Origin of the sequence: Catenulispora subtropica (assembly GCF_039531675.1) — a bacterium.
Lineage (GTDB): Bacteria > Actinomycetota > Actinomycetes > Streptomycetales > Catenulisporaceae > Catenulispora > Catenulispora subtropica.
Genome location: NZ_BAAAQM010000026.1, coordinates 79648 through 103733, shown reverse-complemented (window position 1 = coordinate 103733; position 24086 = coordinate 79648). Strand labels below are relative to the sequence as shown.

Genomic DNA, 24086 nt, shown 5'->3' with positions numbered 1-24086 from the left:
CACGGAGTACATGAGGGTAGCCTCACCTTACCCCTCGGGGACGGCGCCCTATCCCCGGCGCCGTCCCCGCTCGCCCGAACCGGTGACCCGCTACGCCAGCGCGTCGTTGAGAACCCGGCGCAGAACGCCGCCCACCGCCAGGTACACCAGGATGGCCAGTCCGTAGTTCAGGAACACGTTGAGTTTCGGATTGTCCGGGGTGAACAGGTCCTTGAACCAGGTGGCCAGCCACCCGGCCCAGTCCGCGTCGGTCCGCACGATGTCGTTCCCGCCGTTGGCGTCCAACAAAACGAAGACGATGTGCAGAGCCAGGATGATCGCGATGATGACGGCGGCGAGGAAGACGAGGTCTCCGGCCGCCCGCTTGCCATCCGTTCGATACATGCGACCCCGATAACCCGTTCGACTCGGGGAAAACTCCGTCCGGGAGAGCCCGGATAGGCTCATCACATGATCGCAGCGTCCTTCACCGTGGGCTTCGACCTCGACATGACCCTGATCGACTCCCGCCCCGGCGTGCACGCCGTGATGACCGAGCTGGCGCGGGAGACCGGCGTGTACATCGACGCCGACGCCGTGGTCGGCCGCCTCGGGCCGCCGCTGGACGAGGAACTCGCCCACTGGTTCCCGGCCGAGGCGATCCCGGCGGTCGCCGACCGCTACCGGGCGCTCTACCCGGACTTCGCGATCAAGCCGACCCCGGCCATGCCCGGCGCCGCCGAGGCCTACGCCGCCGTCCGCGCGGCCGGCGGCCGGGTCCTGGTGGTCACCGCCAAATACGGCCCGAACGCCGCACAGCACCTGGAGCACCTCGGCCTGGCCCCGGACATCCTGGTCGGCTGGCACTGGGGCCCGAAGAAGGGCGAGGCGCTGCTGGAGCACGGCGCCACCGTCTATGTCGGGGACCACATCGCGGACATCCACGGCGCCCGCGCGGCGGACGCGGTGGCGGTCTCGGTGGCCACCGGGCCGGTGCCGGCCGCGGAACTGGCGTCCGCCGGAGCCGACGTCGTGCTGGCCGACCTGCTGGGTTTCCCGGCCTGGCTGGACGGGTATCTGGCCGCCTGATCGGCGCGCCGTGATAACGCTGCCCAAGGGGGACGTTCCCTGGTTACGCTTACCCCGCAAGAGTGAAACACCGACGACGACAAGCAGACGCGAGGGTCCCACCGTGCCTACCGGCAAGATCAAGTGGTACGACACCGAAAAGGGTTTCGGCTTCATCACCCGCGACGACGGGCCCGACGTGTTCATGCACTCCTCCGCCCTGCCCGCCGGGATGACAGACATCAAGGCCGGGCAGCGGGTGGAGTTCGGCGTGGCGGCGGGCAAGCGCGGCGACACCGCCATCGGCGTGCACGTGCTGGAGACCCGGCCGAGCGTGGAGAGCGCCATCGCGGCGCGGGACCGCAAGCCGGCCGAGGAGATGGTGGTCATCGTCGAGGACGTGATGAAGCTGCTGGACGGCATGTCGGAGACGTTCCGCCGGGGCAAGTACCCGGACCGGGCCACCTCCCGCAAGCTGGCCGGCGTGCTGCGCGCGGTCGCCGACCAGCTGGAGAGCTGACGACCAGGCCACCGCATCGTGAACGGCCCTGCCCGATCCCGGGCATCGCTCGCATAATCGCAGCATGAGCGCTGATCGGAACATAGCCCGGGTGACCGCCACGTCCGCCGTCCACGCCGGACGGATCACGACGAATCCGACGCCGCCGATCGACCTGTCGGCGACGTACCACCTGCCCGGCGTGGACGCCGGCGGCGAGAGCTACGCCGAGCTGGTCGCCGGCCGGGGGCCGACGGCCGAGGGCGGGCTGGTCTACCAGCGGATGTGGAACCCGACCACGGCCGGCTTCGAACAGGCGCTCGCCGAGCTGGAGGGGCTGCCGGAGGCCGTGTCCTTCGGCAGCGGGATGGCCGCGATCAGCGCCTGCCTGCTCGCCGCCACCGCGGTCCCGGCCGCCGGGGGGAAGCGGCACATCGTGGCGGTGCGCCCGATCTACGGCGGGACCGACGGGCTGCTCAGCAAGGGCACGCTCGGCACCGAGGTGACCTGGGTCGACGAGGTCGCCGGGATCGCGCCGGCCCTGGCCGCGCGGCCGGACACCGCGCTGGTCGTGGTCGAGACCCCGGCCAACCCGACGGCACGGCTGCTCGACCTGGACGCCGTGGCGGCGGCCTGCGGCGACGTCCCGTTCCTGGTGGACTCCACGTTCGCCACGCCGGTGCTCCAGCAGCCGGCGCGGCACGGCGCGACGCTCGTCGTGCACAGCGCGACGAAGTACATCGGCGGGCACTCCGACGTGCTCGGCGGCGTCGTCGCGACCACCGCCGAGTGGGCCGCGCGGCTGCGGGACATCCGGATCCAGACCGGCGCCCTGCTGCACCCGCTGGCCGGCTACCTGCTGCACCGCGGCCTGCAGACGCTGCCGCTGCGGGTGAAGCGCGCCTCCGAGACGGCGCAGACGGTGGCCGAGTGGCTGGCCCGCCAGCCGGCGGTCGAGCGCGTCCACTACCCCGGCCTGCCCGGCGGCGACCCGGACGGCCTGGTCGGTCCGGACCGCCAACTGCTGCTGCCCGGCGCGATGATGGCGTTCGAGATGCGCGGCGGGTACGACGCGGCGGCCGCGGTCGCCGAGAACGTCCGGCTGATCCTGCACGCCGCCTCGCTCGGCGGCGCCGAGTCGCTGATCACGCACCCGGCCTCGCTCAGCCACCGCAACGTCGCCCCGGACGCCCGGCCGGACGCCGGACTGCTGCGGTTCTCGATAGGGCTCGAAGACGCGGAGGACCTGGTCGCCGACCTCGACACGGCGTTCGCGAAGCTGTAGCCGCGGCGGGTCGTCGGCCGTCGGCGGTCGCCCGCGGCGGTCGGCGGCCCTGCGCGATCACCCGTTTCCCTCGGCGCCGTTATGCGCTTCACCCCAGTCTGTGGTGCCCTGTTACTCGTGTTCGACAGCAAACTCTTCCTCGAGGCCTACATCACCCTGTTCGTGATCATGGACCCGCCGGGCACGCTGCCGATCTTCCTGGCGCTCACCAACGGCCGGACCAAGGCGCAGCGGCAACGCGCGGCGTGGCAGGCCGCGACGGTCTCGTTCTGCGTGATCTGCGTCTTCGCCCTGTTCGGCCAGCAGATCCTGGACTACCTCGGGGTGACGCTGCCCGCGCTCCAGGGCGCCGGCGGCCTGCTGCTCCTGCTCATCGCGCTGGAACTGCTGACCGGCAAGAGCGAGGAGCCCTCGAGCGCCAACGAGGCGGTGAACGTGGCCCTGGTGCCGCTGGGGACGCCGCTGCTGGCCGGGCCGGGCGCGATCGTCGCGGTGATGGTGTTCGCCAAGCGGGCCGGGACGGCGCACTGGGCCGGGATCGACGCGGTGGCCCTGGCCATCGTCGCGATCCACCTCACGCTCTGGCTCACGATGCGGTTCTCGGTCCAGGTCATCCGGGTCATCAAGGACTCCGGCGTGACCCTGGTGACCCGGATCGCCGGCCTGCTGCTGTCCGCGATCGCCGTCCAGATGGTGGCCGACGCGGTGCGGGCGTTCATCAAGGCCGGCTGACCTAGGCTTGACCGGTGAGTTTCGGACAGCAGTTCCTCGACCAGATCGACGCCTCGGCGCACGAGTTCACCTTCCCGTTCCTGGACCACGGGTACTACCACGCGATCGACGTCCGCCTGCACGTCTACCGCGACGAGAAGCGCTGGGCCGTGGTGATCGAGACGGTCGGCTACAACGCCGGCGCCCGCTCGGTCACCGACGCGCTCACCGCCTTCGGCGTCCGCGCCGGCCGCCAGATCGAGCGTGTGGAGAACCTCGACGAGCTCCTCGACGACGACGGGAACTACGTCGGCGGCAAGCCGATCCGGGTCCGCGGCCAGGACCTCACGGTCGAGGCGTCGGGGTGGGAGTACTTCCCGGAAGTGGTCCGCGAACTCGTCCCGGCCCACCGCGACCTGCTGTTGGCCGACGAGTCCGAACTGCGTTCCCTGATCCCGCCCGATCTGCCGGAGATCCTCCGCCTGGAGTCCTGGCACCATCCGGACTCCCTGGTCGAGCGCCCGAGCCGGGAGGAGGCCTTCCAGCTCATCGCGAAGGTGCTCGACAGCGGGAACCCGCACGAGTACCGGCCGACGCGGGCGCCGAACACGCACTGGTCGTACTGGCCGGAGTCCGGGACGGCGTAGGCCCGGACTCCTCCGGCGCCCGGTTCAAGCGGCCGCCGCGGCCGACTCACGGTCCTCGGCCCCCGAAGGCGTGGCCGGGGCCGCCTGAGCCAGCGCGGCCCGCATCGCCCTCGCCCCCGGCAGGAAGGCCGCCGCGACCAGCGTCACCGCGGTACAGCCGAGTGCCCACCAGAACGTGGTGCCGTAGGCCGACGCCACCTTCGCCGCCGTCGGCGCTCCGTCGCCGAAGCCGCGGACCAGCGTCACGGCCAGGACCGCGGTGCCGATCGAGCCGCCGACCCGGTTCAGGATGTTGAAGGTGGTCGTCGCCTGGGCGATCGACTCCCGGCGCAGCGTCGAGTAGCCGGCGGTGATCAGCGGTGCCATCACCAGCCCGAGGCCCAGACCGCGCAGGAACAGCGGAGCGGCCAGCGACAGTGCCGTCGTCGAGGCGCCGACCAGGGCGAACGGCACGGTCGCCGCCGTCGCCCCCGCCGTGCCGGCCATGACCAGCACTCGCGGCCCCACCCGGTTCGTGAGCCGACCGGCGACGAACGTCGACAGGGCCGTGCCCACCCCCTGCGGCGCGAGCACCAGCCCGGCCCGCAGCGCCGAGAACCCGTGCGCCTGCTGGTAGTACAGCGGCAACAGGAACATCGCCCCGAACAGCGTGGCGCCCAGCAGCAGGGCGTTGAGCATCGCGACACTGAACGCCCGGTTCGCGAACAGCCGCAGGTCGAGCAGCGGGGCGACCTTGGTGCGCAGGCTGTAGAACACGAAGGCCACCAGCAGCGCCACGCCGCCGGCCATCGGCAGCCACGCCGCCGGCGCCCCGAAGCCCCCATGGTCCCCGGCCGCCGAGCAGCCGTACACCAGGGACGCGAGCCCGGGCGCGATCAAAGCGAAGCCGCGCACGTCGAGCCGCGCCGCGCCACCCGATGACCCGCGCCCCGCCATGCCCTCCACCGCCGGCACCCACCGCCGCACCAGCACGATCGCCAGCAGCCCGATCGGCAGGTTGACGAAGAAGATCCAGCGCCAGCCGAGTTCGGCCAGCAGCAGCCCGCCGACCGCCGGGCCCAGCACCGGCAGCAGCGCCATCGGCACCGACATCACGGCCATCACCCGCGCCATGTGGCGCGGCCCGACGGTACGCCCGAGCAGAGCCTGCCCCACCGGCTGGATCAAGCCGCCGCCGAGCGCCTGCACCACCCGGAAGGCGACCAGGCTCGGGACCGACCACGCCAGGCCGCACAGCAGGGACCCGGCCAGGAAGGCGCCGACCGCGGTCAGCCAGACCCGGCGCCCGCCGAACCGGCCCATGGCCCAGCCGGACAGCGGCACCACCACCGACAGCGTCAGCAGATACGCCGTCGACACCCACGCCACGGCCGACAGCGTCGACCCGAACTTCTCGGCCAGCGTCCGCGTGGCCACCGCGACCACCGTCGCGTCCAGCATCGCCATGGCCGCGCCGAGCACCAGCGCGGAACCGATCTTGAGGTACTCCCGGGGCAGCCGGTCGGCACCCCGCCGCTGGTCGGACATGATCATCCCTCCCCAATGGACTTTTCGGTCCAATCTTTTGGACTCAACAGTCCAAAAGATTAGACTCATGAGTCCAGATAGACAACCGCGCCGTCTCCGCGGGAGAGAATGAGGGCCATGACCGCGACCGCAGCCGACATCCAGGGCAACCCGAAGAAGCGCCGCGCGATCCTGGACGCCGCCACCACGGTGTTCCTCCGCGAGGGCTTCAGCCGGGCGAGCGTCGACGCGATCGCCGCCGACGCCAAGGTGTCGAAGCAGACCGTCTACAACCACTTCGGCGACAAGAACACCCTGTTCATGGCGGTGACCGACGCGGTCCAGGACATGGTGGTCGCCGACATCATGGAGCTGATGGACTCCGGTTTCCCCGACCCCTCACGGCTCACCGGCCCGGGCGACCTCCGCGCGGCGCTTCTGGACCTGACCCGCGCCTGGATCCGCGCCGTCTACACCGGCCCCCTGGTGGACCTCCGCAAGCTCGTCGACTCCGAAGCCGAGCACCACCCCGAGCTCCGCGAGCGCTGGTTCCGCAACGGTCCGGGCCGCACCTACCCCCGTCTCAACCGGCTGCTGACGGAACTCGCCCGGGCCGGGCTGCTCGACGTGCCGCAGGACGTGCTGGCCGAACCGGACCTGCTGGCGCACCAGCTCACGGCGCCCACGGGAACCGACGTGCGGCGCATCCGGCCGGACATGGACTTCGAGGCGGAGTTCGAGAAGCGGGTCGCGCGGGGAGTGGACTTCTTCTTGCGCGCCTACGAGCCGCGCTCCTAATGTCCTGCGCCGGAAATCCGGTGCCCGACGGCTGAGGCGAGCTTGTGGTGTGAAGGTGATGGAAATCGGCTTCAGGGGCGGGCCTGGCAAGTCGGATGAACTGCCTCGACCTGGTTGGTCGTGGCTGTTCAGCTTGGCCGCGCAGCGGTCAACGCACCGGCGCCGCCAGGGTCGTTCCTGGAGTCGATCTCCGCAGCGGATTCCCGGCGCAGGACACTAGGGATGCGAGCCGATCGCCACGGATATCGATCCGTCCAACGGGCACGTCCACAGCGGCGTCCGCCGCCCGCGGGTGGCCATCATCGGGTGCCCGTGGCTGGGCACGCAGGGCGGCCATTCGATGACCCGCCCGCTGATGGCGAGGTTGGCCTGCACCAGACGCTGGGTCTGCGCGGCCAGGTAGAGCGTGCGCGAGTCGGTGTCGAGTATCGCCGCGCCGAGGGTGAGCAGGCCCACCTTCACGCCGGAGACGATCAGCTCGGCGGTGGCGCCGAGTCTCGGGTCCGAGCCGGAGTGGTCGTCAGCGAGCTGACAGTCGAGTCCGGCCGCGCGCAGATCACGGGCCACCGGCTCGAAGGCCTCCACCAAGGACTCGTCCACGCTATCTAGCGTATGCGCGGAATCCGCAGATGCACAGACCCTTTGCACGTGCAGTTCCCAGCCCTTGGCCCGGGCGCCCGAAAAGTGATCAGTGTGCTGTTTCCGGACTGTCAACGCCTGAGGACGGCCCGGAGTTGTAGCGGGTCAGCAGCTCGGCGAAGGCCGCGACGTCCTCCTCGCTCCATCCCGACAATCTTTCGGAGACCGCGGCGTGGCGGCTCTCCGTCACCTGCGCCAGGATCTCGGCCCCGGCCGGCGTCAGGCGCAGCAGATGGGCGCGGTGGTCGCCCGGGGCCGGGAGGCGCTCCAGGAACCCGAGGCGCTCCAGGGTCTGGACCTGGCGGCTGACCGTGGACTTGTCCAGGCCGTAGTGCGCCGCCAGGTCCTTGGCGAGGCAGCCACCGGAGTCCTCGGTCTCCTCCAGGTGCGCGAGCAGGGTGTACGACACCAGCGTCAGCTCCGGGTGCAGACGCCCGGCGAAGGCGCGGGCCCGCCGGGCGAAGACGGTCATCTCCCGCTGGATCGCGTCCACCACCTCATCGCGCCCCCGCACCTCACGGTGACGCGTCTCACGCTCCGTCACGACCACCCTCCTTCCACTTAGTTGTATAGTACATCTAGAAGTAGGTTGTAGTTAGCAACTACATGGGAGAAGAAGGCATCCGATGGCAGCCCCGCAGAACCCGGCCCAGGTCCGTCACGTCCTCCTCCACCTGATCACCCCACTCCTGATGTGCGTCGGCATGGGCCTGGCCTACATGAGCGCCTTCATGACCCCGCACCCGCACCACGTGAAGGTGGCCGTGATCGGCGAGGGCCCGCAGACGGCCGCGGTCGCCCACGCCGTCCAGACGAAGGCCGGGGACGCGCTGACGGTCTCGACGCTGCCGACCGTCGACGCCGCCGTCGCGCGGCTGCACAGCCGCGATCTGGCCGGCGCCTTCGTCCCGGACCCGGCCCGGCCTCAGCTCTACATCGCCGAGGGCGACAGCGATTCCTCGGCCACCGTCGCCTCCAAGGTGTTCACCACGGTCGCGGCGGTGGAAGGCAGGCCGCTGACCGTCACCGACGTCGCCCCGACCACCGCCGACGATCCGACCAACGCGGGCGCGTTCTTCCTCATGGTCGCGGTGAGCATCGGCTCCTACAGCGCGGTGGCCGCGATCGGCGCCGGCGCGGCGACGTGGTCGCTCAAGCGGAAGACCGGCCTGGCATTCGGCGTGGCCACCGTGGTGAGCGCCGTGGGCGCGGTCCTGGCCGGACCGGTGTTCCACCTGGCGCACCACAGCCTGCTCGGCGTCTGGGGTCTGTCCTGGCTGTACGCGGCCTCGATTCTGCTCGTCGGCGTGGGGCTGCACACCTTCCTCAAGCGGTGGACCACGCTGGTGATGATGGTCCTGTTCGTGATGCTGAACTTCACCAGCTCCGGCGGCCTGTTCCAGCCCGAGCTGCAGAACGGCTTCTTCGGCGGGCTGCACGGCTTCTGGAACGGCGCCGGCCTCGTCGAGGGTGTCAGGAGCCTGCTGTACTTCGGCGGCGACGGCGTCGCGCGCCACGCCTGGACGCTCGTCGCATGGGTCGGCGTCGGCGCGCTCACGGTCGGAGCGGCCGCTCTGGCTGAGCGCCGGAACCGGGTGCCCGCCGTCGAGACACCGGTCGAGGCCGAGGAGGAGATGGAAGAGCTCGTAGCCGTCTGATTCTGATCGGATCACTCTTCGGTCGCGCAGAAACGCGCGGCCGAAGTCCTCGTTTCATCGATCACCGATCCGTGAGATCTTGTCGGCTATGGACGCGCCTGAGATCTCCATCATCCCGAAGCCGCTGCACATAGCGCGTGGAACCGGTGAGCTCCTCTTCAGTTCCGAGACCCCTGTGACGCTGCTCGACGGCGTGCCCGAACTCGGCCCCGAGGGCTACCGCCTGACCGTGACCGAAGCCGGCGTCGTCTTCGAGGCCGGGAGCCCGGCGGCGGTCTGCTACGCCGAGCAGACGCTGCGCCAGCTGCTGCCGCCGGTGGCGCTGCGCGAGGCCGGCGACACCGGACCGTGGCCGATCCCGCGGGTGCAGATCATCGACACCCCGCGCTTCCGTTGGCGCGGCGTGCTGCTGGACGTGGCGCGCCACTTCCTGCCCAAGCGCGAGGTGCTGCGGTTCCTGGACCTGATGGTGCTGCACAAGCTGAACGTCCTGCACTGGCACCTGACCGAGGACCAGGGCTGGCGCGTGGAGATCAAGCGCTACCCGAAGCTGACCGAGGTCGGGTCCTGGCGCCGGGAGACCGTCGGCGACGGCGAGCCGCACGGCGGCTTCTACACCCAGGACGACATCCGCGAGATCGTCGCCTACGCCGCCGAGCGGAACATCACCGTCGTCCCGGAGATCGACGTCCCGGGGCACTCCACCGCCGCCATCGCGGCGTACCCGGAGCTGGGCAACCAGGACGTGCCCTCGGCCGCCGAGCCGCGCGAGGTCTGGACGCTCTTCGGCATCGCCACCACGGTCCTGAACGTGGAGGACTCGACCATCGAGTTCTACAAGAACGTCATGGACGAGATCTGCGACCTGTTCCCCGGCGAGTACGTCTGCCTCGGCGGCGACGAGTGCCCGAAGGACGAGTGGAAGGCCAGCGCGCGGGCACAGCAGCGCAAGGCCGAGCTCGGCCTGACCACCGAGGAGGAGTTGCAGGCCTGGTTCCTGCACCAGATCAGCGCGCACGTCGCGGCCAAGGGCCGCAAGCTGCTCGGCTGGGACGAGATCCTGGAGGGCGAGCTGTTCCCGGGCACCGTCGTGTCCTCGTGGCGCGGCACCGACGGCGCGGTCGAGGCGGCGCGCCGCGGCCACGACACCCTGACGAGCCCCTACAACTGGGTCTACTTCGACTACCGGCAGTCCGACGACGAGGGCGAGCCGGGCGCGCCCTGGGCCGCGCCGACCAGCCTGGAGCGCGCCTACGGCTTCGAGCCGGTGCCCGCGGACATGCCCGAGGAGGACGCCGGCCACGTCATCGGGTCCGAGGCCACGCTGTGGAGCGAGTACATGCCCTCGCCGCGGATCGTCGACTACCAGGCCTTCCCGCGCCTGTCGGCCTTCAGCGAGACGGTGTGGTCCGGTGAGGAGCGCGATTTCGCCGAGTTCCGGGGCCGGCTGGTGAAGCACCTGGAGCGGCTGGACGCGCTCGGGGTCGAATACCGGCCGCTGGACGGGCCGCTGCCGTGGCAGAAGCAGCCCGCCCCGCGCTGGCGCTCGGATCCGCACGCCGAGTAGGCCTCGCCGCGCACGCCCTCCCCGCCCTCCCCGCTCTCACCCCCGTATCAGGGCGCGTCGCTGCTTCGAGATCTCCTCGGGGCTCCACCCCGTGTGGGGCACCGAGGAGATGAGCAGCCGCGTGTACGGGTCCCGCGGGTCCTGGAGCAGCGCCTCGACCGGCCCGCGCTCGACGACGACGCCCCGGTGCAGGACCAGTGCCTCGTCGCACAGGTAGCGCACGACCGCGAGGTCGTGGCTCACGAACACGATGCCGACCCCGGTCTCCCGCCGGACGTCGGCGAGCAGGTTCAGCACCTGCGCCTGGATCGACACGTCGAGGGCCGACACCGCCTCGTCGAGCACCAGCACGCCCGGCTCCACGGCCAGCGCGCGGGCGATGGCGGCCCGCTGCCGCTGGCCCCCGGACAGGCCCCGCGGCCTCGCCGCCGCCTCCCGCTCCCCCAGCCCGACCTGGTCCAGGAGCTCGGCGATCCGCCCCGGCCGGTCCGGATGCCCGTGCAACCGCAGGACGTCGTCGAGCGCGGCCCGGATCGTCAGCCGCGGGTCGAGCGACAGGTACGGGTCCTGGAAGACGATCTGCACCGCCTTGGCCCGCTCCAGCCGCGAGGCGTGCGCCAGGGGCTTGCCGCGCACCAGGATCCCGCCCCGGTCCGGCTGTTCCAGACCGATCAGCATGCGCGCGGTCGTGGTCTTCCCGGACCCGGACTCGCCGACCAGACCGAGCGCGCCCCCCGCCTCCAGCGTGAACGACAGGTCCGAGACGGCGACGTTCGCGCCATAGGCCTTGCGCAGCCCGACGGCTTCCAACAGCGGCGCGGTCACGACGACTCCCCCTGGGTTTCTTCGATCAGCGAGGCACCGAGCTCCGCGGCGCGCAGGCACGCGACCATCGAGTCCCCGTCCACCTCCGGCTCCGGCTCCGGCTCCGTGGTGTCGCAAAGTCCTGGCACGGCGTGCGGACACCGCGCGGCGAACGGACAGCCGCCGACCGTCTCGGCCAGCCCCAACGGCGCACCCGGAATCGGGGTGAGCCGCGCCAGAGGTCCGGTCAACGGCGGCGCCGAGCCCAGCAGCCCTCGCGTGTAGGGGTGCCGTGGCGCGGCGATGAGGACGTCCGACGGCGCCGCCTCCATGATCCGTCCCGCGTACATCACGTACACGCGGTCACAGACCGCCGCCGCCAAGTCCAGGTCATGGGTGATCAGCAACATCCCGAGCCCGCGCTCGCGCCGCAGCCGGGCGAGGATCGCCATGATCTCGGCCTGCGTCGTCACGTCGAGCGCGGTCGTCGGCTCGTCGCAGAGCAGCAGCCGCGGGTCGGCGGTCAGCGCGTAGGCGATCATCACCCGCTGGAGCATCCCGCCGGACAGCTCGTGCGGGAACTGCCGCAGGTGCCGTGGCGGATCCGGCAGTCCGACCGCGCCGAGCAGCTCCAGCGCCCGCGCCGTCGCCGCGGCCTTGGACTCACCCCGGATCCGGCGCAGCGGCTCGGTGAGGAAGTCGCCGATGCGCCGCACGGGGTTCACACCCGCCCGCGGGTCCTGGAAGATCATGGCGGCGTCCGCGGTCCGCACCCGCTTCAGGGCGCCGGAGCCGGCGCCGACCACCTCGGTGCCGCCCACGACCACGGAGCCGGACACGTCCGCGCCGGCCGGGAACAGGCCGAGCGCGGTGCGCGCGGTCACCGACTTCCCGGAACCCGACTCGCCGACCAGCGCCACCGCCTCGCCGTCGCGCACCGTCAGGGCCACGCCGTCCAGGATCGGCCGCCCGGCGCCGGGGACCGTCACCCGCAGGCCGTCGACGGCGAGCAGCGCCGCCCGCGCCGAGCCGGTCACGCCTTCGCCTCCCGTCCGGACAGCCGGTCGCCGAAGTGCTCGCCGACCACCGTCACCGCGACGACCACGACGACCACCAGCAGCGCCGGCAACACCGCCGACAGCGGCTGTCCCTCCAGCACCGCGGCCTGGCTCTGGTTGATCATCGCGCCCCAGTCCGCCGTCGGCGGTTGCACGCCGAGCCCCAGGAACGACAACGCGGCCAGGTCCAGCAGGGCGTAACCGAAGTTCACCGTCGACTGGGCCAGCACCGTCGGGCCGATCGCCGGCAGCACCCGGCGCAGCGCGATGAAGGTCCCCGAGTGTCCCTGCACCCGATAGGCCGCTATATAAGGACGCATCTTTTCCTGCTGGGTGAGACCCCGCACAAGCCGTGCGGTGTAAGGCATGTAGGCGATCGCCATCGCGACCACCGGCGCCCCGAGCCCCTTGCCGAACAGCGCCACCGCGAGGATCGCCAACAGCAGCGACGGGAACGCGAACATGATGTCCAGCACGCGCCCGATCAGTGCGTCCACCCATCCGCCGCGCCATGCGGAGAACAGCCCGGCCAGGACGCCGGACACGGTGGAGAACACCACCACGCCGAGCGGCCCGAGCAGGCTGGTCCGGCCGCCGGCCAGCAACTGTGAGAACGTGTCATGCCCGCCGGCGTCGGTGCCGAGCCAGTGGTCGCCGCTCATCCCGGCGAGCGTGCTCGACAGGTCGCCGGAGGCCGGGTCGTACGGCGCGAGCCAGGGCGCGGACACCGCGCCGAGCACCACGAGCACCAGCAGCGCGGCGCAGATCCGCACCGGCCACGTGAGCCGCGCCACCGCCGCCAGCCGGGCCGCCGCGCCCCCGAACCGGGGCCGCGGCCCGGAAACCGTCACACTGCTCATCGCGCCGCCCGCACTCTCGGATCGATCACCGGATACACCAGGTCCACCACCGTGTTCACGACCACGAACGCGGCCACCACCAGCAGCACGACGGCCTGCACCACCGGGAAGTCCATGTGGTTCACGCTGCTCACCAGCAGCGAGCCCACGCCGTTCATCCCGAAGGCGGACTCCACGATCGCGGTGGAGACCAGCAGCCCGGAGATCAGCAGCGCCGACACGGTGACCACCGGTCCCAGCGCGTTGCGCAGCACGTGCCGCCGGATCACCGCCGTGCGCGGGAGCCCGCGGCTGGTCACCACCTCGACGTGCTCGCGGCCCAGCTCCTCCAGCATCGCCGCCCGCGTCACCCGCGTGACCAGGGCCATGAAGGTGATCGCGAGGGCGATCGCCGGCAGCAGCATGTGGTGCAGCTCGTCTCCGAACCCCGAACCGGTGCCGACGGTCGGGAACCAGCCGAGCCGCACCCCGAACACCGAGCGCAGCACGATCGCCGCCGTGAACGACGGGACCGCCGCGCCGACGGTCACCGCCACCACGACGCCCTTGCCGCCGCGCAGCGCGCCGAACACCCCGAGGCCGACGCCCAGCACCACGATCAGCACCGTGGCCAGCGCGACCAGCAGCAGCGTGGACGGGAGCCGCGAGCCGATCACCGAGGCCACGCTGGCGTGCAGCTGGTAGGACTGGCCGAAGTCGCCGTGCAGCAGGCCGGTGAGCCAGTCCCAGTAGCGGACCGGGAACGGCTTGTCGAAGCCGTACTCGTGGCGGATCGCGGCCAGCTGCTCCGGACTCGGCGAGCGGCCCTTCACCAGGAAGGCCACCGGGTCGCCGGGCGCCAGATAGAGCGAGGAGAAGACCAGGAACGAGGTGACCAGCAAGGTCGACGCCATCGCGCCGACCCTGCGCAGCCACGCCACAGACACGAGGTTCGGGCTCTTCACCGTCACCGGGCCCCGATCTCGGCGGCCCACGGGTAGTACAGGTAGTCGATCGACGGCTTCACCCCGGTGATCTTCGGCCCCTGATACACGCTCACCGGCTCGTCGTAGAGCGGCAGCCAGGGCAGCTCGGTCAGCGCGATCTGCTGCGCCTTCCCGGTGGCCTGGGCGCGCGCGGCCGGGTCGTAGGAGCCGACCGCCTGCTCGAAGGCGGCGTCGAAATCCTTGTTGGAGTAGCCGCCGTAGTTGCTGAACGCGCCGGTCTCCAGCGACGCGTACATGTCCAGCGGGTCGGTGATGGACGTATACCAGAAGGTCAGGAACAGGTCGACGCCCTTGCGCGCGGCCGGATCGGTGAACAGCGCCGTGTACTTGTCGGCCGCGATCGTGTCGATCTTCGGTGTCAGGCCGATGTCGGTGCAGGCCTGCGCGATCGCCTGGGTGATGATCGTGGTCTGGGTGTCCAGCGGGCTGGTGGCGATCACCACCTCCTGGCCGTGCACTCCCGCCTGCTGGGCCAGCGCCTTCGCCTTGGCCTTGTCGTAGGGATACGACGGCAGCCCCGTGGTCCCGGCCTTCTTCTCGGCCTCCGGGGCGTTGCTCCAGTTGTCCGCGCTGACCAACGAGTCGGCGATCTCGCCGACGCCGCCGTCCCCGGCGTCGATGATGCCCTTGCGGTCGGTGGCCATCAGCAGCGCCTGGCGGACCCGCGGGTCGCCGAGCGGCCCGCTCAGGTTCGCGACCACCTCGTCGGCGACCATCGTCGACTTGCCGAAGGAGACGTTGGACGCCAGCTGCGAGAACGAGCCCGGCGGGATCATCCAGCCGCCGTCCACCTCCCCGGTCTGGAAGGCGTTGACGCGCGCGGTCGGGTCGACGATGAAGACGAACTTCACCTGCTTGCTGTGCGCCTTCAGGCTCGGGTCCCAGTAGCCGTCGAACCGCTTGAGGACGATGGACTGGCCGGGCTGCCAGGAGCCGAAGGAGAACGGGCCGGTGCAGTTCACCCCCTTCGCCGGGCCGCCGTAGTCCTTGCCGTCGGCGGTCAGGGTCGCCGCCGACTCCACGGTGCCGGGGCTGGCGGCCATGTACTCCAGGAAGGTCGAGTCGGGGCTCTTCAGATGCACGGTCACCTGGAGCGGACCGGTCTTCTCGATCTTGTCGACGTTCCGGTACTGGTTCGCCCAGACACTGGCCGCGTCCGGATCCATGTTCCGGCTGAGCGAGGCGACCACGTCGTCGGCGGTGAGCGTGGTCCCGTCGTGGAACCTCACCCCGTCACGGATCGTGAAGACCCAGGTCTTGGAATCAGGGTTCTGCCACGCGGTGGCGAGCCCGGGCGAGGTGGTCAGGTCCGGGTTCCAGCGCAGCAGGCTCTCGCAGACGTTGGCGAGGACCTGGTTCGGCGGGTAGTCGAAGGCCTGCGTGTAGTCGATGGACGGCGGCTCGGCGAAGAGCGACCACGTGAAGGAGTCCACGTCGCCCTTCGGCGTGCCGGTGTCGGCGGTGAGGTGGTACGAGGTCTTGCCGGCGCCGGTGGTGGAACCGGCCCGGCCGTCGCGGGATCCACCGGATCCGCCGGCCTTGCCGCTGCACGCGGCCGCGGTCACGGTCAGCGCCAGCGCCGTCGCCGCGGCCAGGGCCGTGCGGCGGCTTCGGATGGTCACAGTCACAGCTCTCTCCTCGGGGACGTCGGTCAGGGTTCTGCTGTCGCTTCGTCAGGCGTCGGCGGCGAAGACCAGTTCGCCCTCGACATAGGTCCGCCGGACCCGGGTGGCGCCGATCTCGCCGGCTGGGTGGGCGAAGGGGTCCCGGTCCAGCACCGCGAGGTCGGCGATTTTGCCGGGCTCGACGGTTCCGATCCGGTCGTCGAGATGATTGATCCACGCGCTGCCCTCGGTGTAGGCGGCGAGCGCCTGCGCCAGGGTGAGCGCCTGTTCGGGGTAGAAGGGGTCGGGGTTCTCGCCGATCCGCGAGCGGTTCACGGCCACGTGGATGCCGAGCAGCGGATCGGGGCTGCTGACGTTCCAGTCGCTGCCGGCGACCAGGCGCGCGCCCGCGCGGGCCAGGTCGCCGAACGGGTACTGCTGCGCCGAGCGCTCCGCTCCGAGGAACGGGATGGTGAGCTCGTCCATCTGCCGCTCGTGCGCGGCCCACAGCGCCTGGATGTTCGCGGCAACGCCGAGCGCGGCGAAGCGCGGGACGTCGTCGGGGTGCACGATCTGGAGGTGCGCGAGGTGGTGCCGGTGGTCGTTGCGGCCGTTCACGGCGCGCGCCGCTTCGAGGACGTCCAGCGCCTGCCGCACCGCGCGGTCGCCGAGGGCGTGGAAGTGCAGCTGGAAGCCCTCGGCGTCCAGGCTCCGCACGGCCTCGCGCAGCACATCGGGGTCGATGAAGCTCAGCCCGCGGTTCGCCGTGGCGCAGCCGCAGCCGTCGAGGTAGGGCTCCAGCATCGCGGCCGTGAAGTTCTCGGCGATCCCGTCGAGCATCAGCTTCACGCTCGTCGCGGCGAAACGCCCGGCGGTGCCCTCCGCGCGCCGCCGCAGGAGGTCGGGGATCTGCTCCAGACCCCGCTCGCGGTCCCACCACAGCGCGCCGACGACCCGGGCCTTGAGGGCGCCGCTGCGGGCGGCCTCAAGGTAGACCGGGAAGTTGTCGGGGTTGCCGGGATGGTCGCCGATCATCGCGTCCTGCCACCCGGTGATGCCGAGGGCGAACAGGTGGCGCTGGGCGGCGAGCAGCCCGGCCACCGCGTCGGCATGGGTGGCGACCGGGACCGGGACGAGGTCCATGGCCCCTTCCTGGAGCATGCCGATCGGGGTGCCGTCGGCTTCGCGCTCGATGCGGCCGTCCGCCGGGTCCGGCGTGTCCTTCGTCAGCCCGGCCAGCTCCAGTGCGCGGGTGTTGACCCAGGCGCCGTGGCCGTCGCGGACGGTCAGGTACACCGGCCGGTCCGGAACGATCGCGTCCAGCTGCCGCCGGGTCGGGATGCCGCCGGGGAAGCTGTCCATCGACCAGCCGCCGCCGAGGATCCACGGGGCGTCAGGGTGCGCGGCCGCGTAGTCGGCGACCGTCTTCAGGTACTGGTCGGCCTCGGTCTGGCCGGACATGTCGCAGCGCATGAGCTGCAACCCCGCGAAGACCGCGTGGTTGTGCGCGTCGACGAAGCCGGGGGTCAGCAGGCCGCCGGCCAGGTCGACGACCTCGGTCCCGGTCCCGATCAGCGGCCTGACCCCGGCCTCGGGCCCGACCGCGGCGATCCGCCCGCCGGCCACGGCCACGGCGGCCGGGCGGGAGGTCCCGCCGGCGAAGACGCGGCCGCCCACGAACACGGTCTCGGCCGTCGCCGCCGGGCGTGAGCCCCCCACCGCCCCGGAACCCGGATTCCCTGTGTCCACTGCGCTCCGCATCCTCACCCTCGTCCCGCGGCCGGTCCGCTTGTCCGAGGATCGAAGCGCAGCGCAACTCCGCTGTCAACACTGTTGCGCTCTCCCGTTTCCGTCTCGTTATACTGGCCGGCATCATGGCCACTCACTCATCAGCGCGGACCGCGACCAGCAAGCGCTCCGGCAGCCAGCTGTCGCCCGAGGCGATCATCGAGGCCTCTCTGCGGATCGCGGCCCGCGGCGGCGACGACGCGTTCACCGTCCGGCGCCTCGGACAGGAGCTCGGCTGCGATCCCACCGCCGTCTACCGGCACTTCCGCGACAAGGACGAGCTCCTGCTGTCCGTCGCCGACCGCACGCTCGGCGAGGCGCTGGACGGCGTCCCGCACGGCCTGGCCTGGCGCGACCGGCTGCGCGCCCTGGCCGCCGAATCGCTCCGGGTCGGCATGAAGTACCCGGTCGTCAGCTCCCTGATGGCGTCCCGCACCACCCGCCGCCCGAACGAGTTCCGCATCGTGGAGCTCATCCTCGGCGCGGTCCACGAAGCCGGCCTGACCGGCGCGGACGCCGCCGTCCACTACCGCATGTTCGGCGACTCGATCCTGGCCTACGTCGGCCAGCACGCGGCGCTCCAGCTGTTCGCACCGACCGAGCGGGAAGCCGACCAGTCGGCGTGGAGCCGCGAGTACCGCCTCGCCGACCGGGAGCGCTTCCCGCGCATCGCCGGCCTGGTCGAGGAACTGGCGGCGGTGACGCACGAGGAGATCTACGCCGCGCGGGTCGAGGCGCTGCTGGACAAGATCGAGCGGCGGGCGGCGGAGGTGCGGGCCGCGGAGGCCGCTGCGGACGGTTGAGCGCAACAGCGTTGACATCAGCGTTGTGACGCGGTTCACTCTCGGGTCATCCGGACCCGCCCGCCCGTCTCCCACCACCGCCCGTCAAGGAGACGCTTCGCGTCGCGGATCTCACCGCCCTGACCCGGGAGTGCTCATGTCGACGAGAACTGGAAGTGGAATACCCAGCGCCCTGCGCCAAGCGTTCGCCGCCGAGCGCGAGTCGCGACGGACCGGGATCCCGGTCGACGAGTTGGTGGGGATGCGCGCCGAGCGCGTGCAGCACATCCACGCTCGGGCCGCGGCCTCCGGCCGCGTCGAGCGCTACTGGGCCGCGCGCGCCGTTTCGCGCCGCAGCCTGCTCGGTGGCGCGGCGGCCGCCACGACACTGGCCCTGGCACCGCGCGCGAACGCCGCCACGGCACCGCGCGTGGTCGTCGTGGGCGCCGGCCTGGCGGGCCTGCGCTGTGCCCACAGCCTGTGGACACAGAACGGCGTCGCCTCGACCGTCTACGAGGCCGACACCACGCACATCGGCGGCCGCTGCTGGTCACTGCGCGGTTTCTTCGCGGCCGGCCAGGTCCACGAACACGGCGGCTCGTTCATCAGCTCCACCGACACCGCGGTTCTGAACCTGGCCTCCAGCCTCGGCCTCACCACCGAGTTCGCCAACGGCGGCGCACTCACCAGCGGCGACTACGAGGCCTGGGTCAACGGTGCCTCCTACCCCGGCAAGAAGCAGCAACAGGACTGGGTCGCCGAGGCCTACTCGGCCTTCCACGCGTCGTACCAAGCCATGGGCACGCCCCGCTACGACTCCTTCACCACCGAGGCCCGCCGCCTGGACCAGATGTCGTGCCTGGACTACCTGTCCTCGATCGGCCTGTCCTCGGGCGACCCGCTGACCCAGATCATCGAGTCCCTCCAGCTCCAGTCCGGCGGCGAACCGGCGCTGGCGTCCGCCGTCGGCCTGATCGGGTTCCTCGGCTCGTCCCGGACCTTCGACGGCGCCGCCGGCTTCGACGAGAAGTACCACCTCGCCGGCGGCAACGACCAGCTGGTCAGCGGCATGCTCGGGCAGCTTCCGGCAGGCACTGTGCGGCAGGGGCACCAACTGGTCGCCGTCTGCCGCAACACCGACGGCAGCTACACGCTGACCTTCAACGCCGCCGGGACCACGGTCACGGCGGTCGCCGACCACGTCGTCCTGGCGCTGCCGTTCCGCATGCTGCGCGACGTGGACTACAGCCGCGCGGGCCTGTCGGCGCTGAAGGACACCGCGATCCAGCAGCAGGGCATGGGCCAGAACGGCAAGCTGGTGCTCCAGCTGGGCACCAAGACCTGGCCGAGCGCCGGGGGCAACGGCGTCAGCAACACCGGCCCGGACGGCTACCAGACGTCCTGGGACGGCACGGTGAACCTCGGAGCCCACGGCTCCCCGGCGCTGCTCGTGAACTTCCCCGGCGGCGATGTCGCCCAGAACACCCTGACCGGGGCCGCACACGGCCCGGCGCCGTCGGCCGACGTGACGTGGTTCCTGAACCAGATCGAGCACGTCTTCCCGGGCACGGCGGCGGCCTACACCGGCGTCGCCTACGAGGACCACTGGAGCCTCGACCCGTGGCACCGTGGCGCATATCACTACTACCAAGTCGGGCAATACACCACGTTCGCGGGCTACGAGGCTGTGCAGGAAGGACGCGTGCACTTCGCCGGGGAACACACCGACGTCGACAACATGACGTTGGACTCGGCCCTCCGCTCCGGCGAACGAGCCGCGGCAGAGATTAGGTTGCAAATCTAGCTCGTGCGACACTAGTAGATCTGCTTTTTGACGACCAAGGAGCCCCACGTGCCCGATGGCCCCCTCATCGTCCAGTCCGACAAGACCCTCCTCCTCGAAGTCGACCACGCGCAGGCCGAGGACTGCCGCCGCGACATCGCGCCGTTCGCCGAACTGGAACGCTCCCCGGAGCACATCCACACGTACCGCGTGACGCCGCTGGCGCTGTGGAACGCGCGCGCCGCGGGCCACGACGCCGAGCAGGTCATCGACGCGCTGCTGCGGTACTCGCGCTACCCGGTGCCGCACGCGCTGCTGGTCGACATCGCCGACACCATGGACCGGTACGGCCGGCTCAAGCTGCTCCAGCACCCGGTGCACGGCCTGGTCCTGGAGACCACCGACGTGCCGGTCCTGGAAGAGGTGGTGCGGCACAAGAAGGTGCAGCCGCTGATCGGCTCCCGGGTCGACGAGCACACCGTCAAGGTGCATCCCTCCGAGCGCGGGACCCTCAAGCAGGTCCTGCTGAAAGTCGGCTGGCCGGCCGAAGACCTGGCCGGCTACGTCGACGGCGAGCACCACGACATCGCGCTCCGCGAGGAGGGCTGGACGCTCCGGCCGTACCAGAAGGAGGCCGCCGAGGGTTTCCGCCACGGCGGATCCGGCGTGATCGTGCTCCCCTGCGGCGCCGGGAAGACCATCGTGGGCGCGGCGGCGATGGCCGGCGTCGAGGCCACGACGCTGATCCTGGTCACCAACACGGTCAGCGTGCACCAGTGGCGCAACGAGCTGCTGAAGCGCACCTCGCTCACCGAGGACGAGATCGGCGAGTACTCCGGCGCCCGCAAGGAGATCCGCCCGGTCACCATCGCGACGTACCAGGTCCTGACCCGCAAGACCAAGGGCGTCTACGCGAACCTGGAGCTCTTCGACGCCCGCGACTGGGGCCTGATCATCTACGACGAGGTGCACCTCCTCCCGGCCCCGGTCTTCCGTTTCACCGCCGACATCCAGTCCCGCCGCCGCCTCGGCCTGACCGCCACGCTGGTCCGCGAGGACGGCATGGAGGGCGAGGTCTTCTCGCTGATCGGCCCCAAGCGCTTCGACGCCCCGTGGAAGGACATCGAGGCGCAGGGCTACATCGCCCCCGCCGACTGCGTGGAGGTCCGGGTCACCCTCACCGACCACGAGCGCCTGAAGTACGCCAGCTCCGAGCCCGAGGAGAAGTACCGCCTGGCGTCCACCACCGCCACCAAGGCCAAACTGGTCGAGGCCCTGGTCAAGAAGCACACCGGCGAGCCCACGCTGGTCATCGGCCAGTACCTGGAGCAGCTGGACGACCTCGGCGAGCGCCTGAACGCCCCGGTGCTCAAGGGCACGACGCCGGTCAAGGAGCGCGAGCGCCTCTACGAGGGCTTCCGCACCGGCGAGATCCCGACCCTGGTGGTCTCCAAGGTCGCGAACTTCTCCGTCGACCTGCCGGAGGCCAGCGTCGCGATCCAGGTCTCCGGCACGTTCGGCTCGCGGCAGGAGGAGGCACAGCGCCTCGGCCGCGTGCTGCGCCCGAAGGCCGACGGGCGCGGGGCGCGGTTCTACGCGGTCGTGTCCCGGGACACCGTCGACCAGGAGTACGCCGCCCACCGGCAGCGGTTCCTGGCCGAGCAGGGGTACGCGTACCGCATCGTCGACGCCGACGACGTGTTCGCTGGTAAGGACATCTGACAGTCATCACGCCGTACGGTGATTTAACACCGCCGGGCAAGGCCTGCTAAGCTACTGCGCCTTGCCCGGCACGTACGGCGGTTCCGCCTCTTACGGAACCGCGCGGACCTCTGCCTGAAGAACCTCCAAGCGACACCGCACCGCGCCGTCAGCGCCGCCGTGTGCGCTTCTTCCTCTACTTCTTCAGGAGTCCGGCATGCCCGAAACCAGCGACGCCGATCCCATCGTCGCCCAGGAACAGTCACACCTCGACGAATCCCGCGCCGCCCTCAGAGCGATGCGGGAAGAGGCCCTCAATCTCAAGGCCCAGGGCGGGAACGCCGTCTCGACCGAGAACCTGCTGGCCGCGCTCCGCGCCCGCGCCAAAGCCCTGATGGACGACCCGAACGTCCCGCTCTTCTTCGGCCGCCTCGACTACGGCGACGTCGCCGACGCCGGCGAGTTCCGCGACGAGCACTACTACATCGGCCGGCGCCACGTGCACGACGCGTCCGGCGAGCCGATGGTCATCGACTGGCGCGCCCCGGTCTCGACCGCCTTCTACCGCGCCACTCCGAAAGCCCCGATGGGCCTGGACCGGCGGCGGCGCTTCGGCTTCGCGCACGGGGCCATCACAGGGTACGAGGACGAGCCCCTGTCCGGCCCTTCCGCCGGCGACGGCGGGGCCGGCGCCAGCCGCATCCTCACCGAGGAGATCGAGCGCCCGCGCTCCGGCCCGATGCGCGACATCGTCTCGACCATCCAGCCCGAACAGGACGAGATCGTCCGGGCCGACATGAACGTCAGCGTCTGTGTCCAGGGGGCTCCCGGCACCGGGAAGACCGCCGTCGGCCTGCACCGCGTCGCCTTCCTCCTCTACGCCCACCGGGACCGCCTCCGCCGCGGCGGCTCGCTGGTGATCGGGCCGAACAAGGAGTTCCTCAAGTACATCGAGCAGGTCCTCCCCGCCCTCGGCGAGATCGAGGTCGGCCAGACGACCGTCGACGACCTGGTCGCGCGCGTGAAGATCACCGCCCAGGACCCGCCGGAGTCCGGGGTGGTCAAGGGCGACGCGCGGATGGCCGAGGTCCTCCACAACGCCATCTGGTCCCGGCTCCGCACCGCCCAGGAAGCGCTTCCCGAGGGCATCATGGTCGTCCGCGGTTCCCGCCGCTGGCGCGTCCCCGCGTACGAGATCGACGAGCTCATCGCCGCCACCCGGGAACGCGACGTCCGCTACGGCTCCGGCCGCGCCATGCTCGCCCCCCGCATCGCCCACGCGATCCTGTACCGCATGGAGGCGGCCGGCGAGACCACCGACGACCGCACGCAGAACGCGGTCGCCCGCACCGCCGAGGTGCGCAAGGCGGTGGACCTGCTCTGGCCGGCCATCGACCCGGTGAAGGTGGTCTTCGAGCTCTACTCCGACGCCGAGGCCCTGGCCGCCGCCGCGGAGGGCATCCTCACGTCCGAGGAGCAAGCCGGCATCCTGTGGACGGCCACCCGGCCCAAGGTGCCCCGCACGCCCGGTACGGCCAAGTGGTCCAGCGCCGACGCCGTGATCATCGACGAGGCCCACGACCAGCTCGACCGGTTCCCCTCGCTCGCGCACGTCGTCCTCGACGAGGCCCAGGACCTGTCGGCCATGCAGTACCGCGCCGTCGGCCGCCGCTGCTCCACCGGCAGTGTGACCGTCCTCGGCGACATCGCCCAGGGCACCACTCCCTGGGCCACCCCGTCCTGGGCCGAGACGCTGAAGCATCTGGGCAAGACCGAGGCCGTCATCGAAGAGCTGACACTGGGCTTCCGCGTGCCGCGCCAGATCATCGACTTCGCCGCCAGGCTCCTCCCCGACGCCGCCCCGGGCCTGCTCCCGCCGACCTCGGTCCGCCAGCAGGGCGGCTCCCTGGAGATCGACGCGGTCGCCGACGCCTCGGACCTCGTCGACACCGCGGTCACCGCCGCCGAACTCGCCCTCGCCACCCACGAAGGCTCCGTCGGCCTCATCACCGCCGACGCCCGGATCGCCGAGATCGCCGCCGCCCTCACCACGGCGGGCGTCGAGCACACGGTGCTGGGCTCCGAACCCCCGGCCCCGGCGATCGACGGCGCCACGGAGACCGAAGCCGAACTGGTGGAGTCGCTGCTCGCCACGGACACCGGCCCCCGCCTGGTCCTCGTCCCCGCCACCCTGGCCAAGGGCCTGGAGTACGACCAGGTCCTGGTCCTGGAACCGGCCGAGATCGTCGCCGCCGAACCCCGCGGGCTGCGCCGCCTCTACGTGGTTCTCACCCGCGCCGTCTCCCGCCTGCACGTCCTGCACAGCGCTCCGCTCCCCCCGCAGCTGACGGCAGTCTGACCCT

General features: G+C 71.3%; 22 protein-coding genes. 12 read left to right on the top strand and 10 right to left on the bottom strand.

What is annotated here, in order from left to right; all coding sequences use genetic code 11:
- Window positions 1–90: 90 nt before the first annotated feature.
- Window positions 91–384 carry a hypothetical protein gene (locus ABD466_RS22835; protein ID WP_344659169.1) on the bottom strand — a complete coding sequence of 98 codons (294 nt, stop codon included), beginning with the start codon at window positions 382–384 and terminating at the stop codon, window positions 91–93.
- 66 nt (window positions 385–450) lie between these two features.
- Here ABD466_RS22835 and ABD466_RS22830 point away from each other — a divergent pair, with 66 nt between their 5' ends.
- The 5 genes from ABD466_RS22830 (at window position 451) to ABD466_RS22810 (ending at window position 4189) form a co-directional block, all read left to right on the top strand.
- Entirely contained in the window at window positions 451–1068 is a 618-nt protein-coding gene (locus ABD466_RS22830) for an HAD family hydrolase (RefSeq protein WP_344659168.1), read from the top strand.
- A 103-nt stretch (window positions 1069–1171) separates the two neighbouring features.
- Window positions 1172–1567: a cold-shock protein gene (locus ABD466_RS22825; protein ID WP_344659167.1), complete on the top strand. Its 396-nt coding sequence runs from the start codon at window positions 1172–1174 to the stop codon at window positions 1565–1567.
- A gap of 64 nt (window positions 1568–1631) precedes the next feature.
- The gene (locus ABD466_RS22820) at window positions 1632–2831 is read left to right on the top strand and encodes a trans-sulfuration enzyme family protein (RefSeq protein WP_344659166.1); all 1200 of its coding nucleotides are present in this window, start codon (window positions 1632–1634) and stop codon (window positions 2829–2831) included.
- 117 nt (window positions 2832–2948) lie between these two features.
- A complete protein-coding gene (locus ABD466_RS22815; protein ID WP_344659165.1) occupies window positions 2949–3563 on the top strand; it encodes a MarC family protein in 615 nt (204 codons plus the stop codon).
- A gap of 14 nt (window positions 3564–3577) precedes the next feature.
- Window positions 3578–4189: a DUF7003 family protein gene (locus ABD466_RS22810; RefSeq protein ID WP_344659164.1), complete on the top strand. Its 612-nt coding sequence runs from the start codon at window positions 3578–3580 to the stop codon at window positions 4187–4189.
- A 24-nt stretch (window positions 4190–4213) separates the two neighbouring features.
- Here ABD466_RS22810 and ABD466_RS22805 read toward each other — a convergent pair whose 3' ends face one another.
- Window positions 4214–5716, bottom strand: a complete 1503-nt coding sequence (locus tag ABD466_RS22805; RefSeq protein WP_344659163.1) for a DHA2 family efflux MFS transporter permease subunit — start codon at window positions 5714–5716, stop codon at window positions 4214–4216.
- 117 nt (window positions 5717–5833) lie between these two features.
- Between ABD466_RS22805 and ABD466_RS22800 the strand changes: the two genes are divergently transcribed.
- Window positions 5834–6493 carry a TetR/AcrR family transcriptional regulator gene (locus ABD466_RS22800; protein ID WP_344659162.1) on the top strand — a complete coding sequence of 220 codons (660 nt, stop codon included), beginning with the start codon at window positions 5834–5836 and terminating at the stop codon, window positions 6491–6493.
- Window positions 6494–6709: 216 nt separating this feature from the next.
- Here the strand turns inward: ABD466_RS22800 and ABD466_RS22795 are convergent, their stop codons facing one another.
- Together ABD466_RS22795 and ABD466_RS22790 are read right to left on the bottom strand one after the other, a co-directional pair.
- Complete coding sequence (locus ABD466_RS22795) at window positions 6710–7093, bottom strand: hypothetical protein (protein WP_344659161.1); 384 nt, start codon at window positions 7091–7093, stop codon at window positions 6710–6712.
- A gap of 88 nt (window positions 7094–7181) precedes the next feature.
- On the bottom strand, window positions 7182–7604 hold the full coding sequence (locus ABD466_RS22790) for a MarR family winged helix-turn-helix transcriptional regulator (RefSeq protein WP_344659200.1): 423 nt from the start codon (window positions 7602–7604) through the stop codon (window positions 7182–7184).
- Between the two features lie 154 nt (window positions 7605–7758).
- Here ABD466_RS22790 and ABD466_RS22785 point away from each other — a divergent pair, with 154 nt between their 5' ends.
- Complete coding sequence (locus ABD466_RS22785; RefSeq protein WP_344659160.1) at window positions 7759–8790, top strand: ABC-2 transporter permease; 1032 nt, start codon at window positions 7759–7761, stop codon at window positions 8788–8790.
- 88 nt (window positions 8791–8878) lie between these two features.
- Window positions 8879–10357, top strand: a complete 1479-nt coding sequence (locus ABD466_RS22780; RefSeq protein ID WP_344659159.1) for a beta-N-acetylhexosaminidase — start codon at window positions 8879–8881, stop codon at window positions 10355–10357.
- 36 nt (window positions 10358–10393) lie between these two features.
- On the opposite strand, the gene ABD466_RS22775 is transcribed toward ABD466_RS22780, so the two are convergent.
- Genes ABD466_RS22775 through ABD466_RS22750 form a run of 6 tightly spaced genes read right to left on the bottom strand, consistent with a single transcriptional unit; the run spans window position 10394 to window position 17430 of the window.
- Entirely contained in the window at window positions 10394–11182 is a 789-nt protein-coding gene (locus ABD466_RS22775; RefSeq protein ID WP_344659158.1) for an ABC transporter ATP-binding protein, read from the bottom strand.
- The gene (locus ABD466_RS22770; protein WP_344659157.1) at window positions 11179–12198 is read right to left on the bottom strand and encodes an ABC transporter ATP-binding protein; all 1020 of its coding nucleotides are present in this window, start codon (window positions 12196–12198) and stop codon (window positions 11179–11181) included. Before ABD466_RS22770 ends, ABD466_RS22775 begins: the two co-directional genes overlap by 4 nt.
- Complete coding sequence (locus tag ABD466_RS22765; protein WP_344659156.1) at window positions 12195–13079, bottom strand: ABC transporter permease; 885 nt, start codon at window positions 13077–13079, stop codon at window positions 12195–12197. Before ABD466_RS22765 ends, ABD466_RS22770 begins: the two co-directional genes overlap by 4 nt.
- Window positions 13076–13999, bottom strand: coding sequence for an ABC transporter permease (locus ABD466_RS22760; protein WP_344659199.1), 924 nt, complete (start codon window positions 13997–13999; stop codon window positions 13076–13078). The genes ABD466_RS22765 and ABD466_RS22760 overlap by 4 nt, the downstream gene beginning before the upstream one ends.
- Window positions 14000–14025: 26 nt before the next feature.
- Window positions 14026–15693 carry an ABC transporter substrate-binding protein gene (locus ABD466_RS22755; protein ID WP_344659155.1) on the bottom strand — a complete coding sequence of 556 codons (1668 nt, stop codon included), beginning with the start codon at window positions 15691–15693 and terminating at the stop codon, window positions 14026–14028.
- Between the two features lie 45 nt (window positions 15694–15738).
- Window positions 15739–17430 (bottom strand): amidohydrolase, encoded by a 1692-nt coding sequence (locus ABD466_RS22750; RefSeq protein WP_425558706.1) that lies wholly within the window; start codon window positions 17428–17430, stop codon window positions 15739–15741.
- A 113-nt stretch (window positions 17431–17543) separates the two neighbouring features.
- On the opposite strand from ABD466_RS22750, the gene ABD466_RS22745 reads away from it, so the two are divergent.
- From ABD466_RS22745 to ABD466_RS22730, 4 genes are all read left to right on the top strand, one after another.
- Window positions 17544–18260 (top strand): TetR/AcrR family transcriptional regulator, encoded by a 717-nt coding sequence (locus tag ABD466_RS22745; protein WP_344659154.1) that lies wholly within the window; start codon window positions 17544–17546, stop codon window positions 18258–18260.
- Between the two features lie 136 nt (window positions 18261–18396).
- A complete protein-coding gene (locus ABD466_RS22740) occupies window positions 18397–20043 on the top strand; it encodes a flavin monoamine oxidase family protein (RefSeq protein ID WP_344659153.1) in 1647 nt (548 codons plus the stop codon).
- Between the two features lie 48 nt (window positions 20044–20091).
- On the top strand, window positions 20092–21744 hold the full coding sequence (locus ABD466_RS22735) for a DNA repair helicase XPB (protein WP_344659152.1): 1653 nt from the start codon (window positions 20092–20094) through the stop codon (window positions 21742–21744).
- 196 nt (window positions 21745–21940) lie between these two features.
- Window positions 21941–24082, top strand: a complete 2142-nt coding sequence (locus ABD466_RS22730) for a HelD family protein (protein WP_344659151.1) — start codon at window positions 21941–21943, stop codon at window positions 24080–24082.
- Window positions 24083–24086 lie beyond the last annotated feature (4 nt).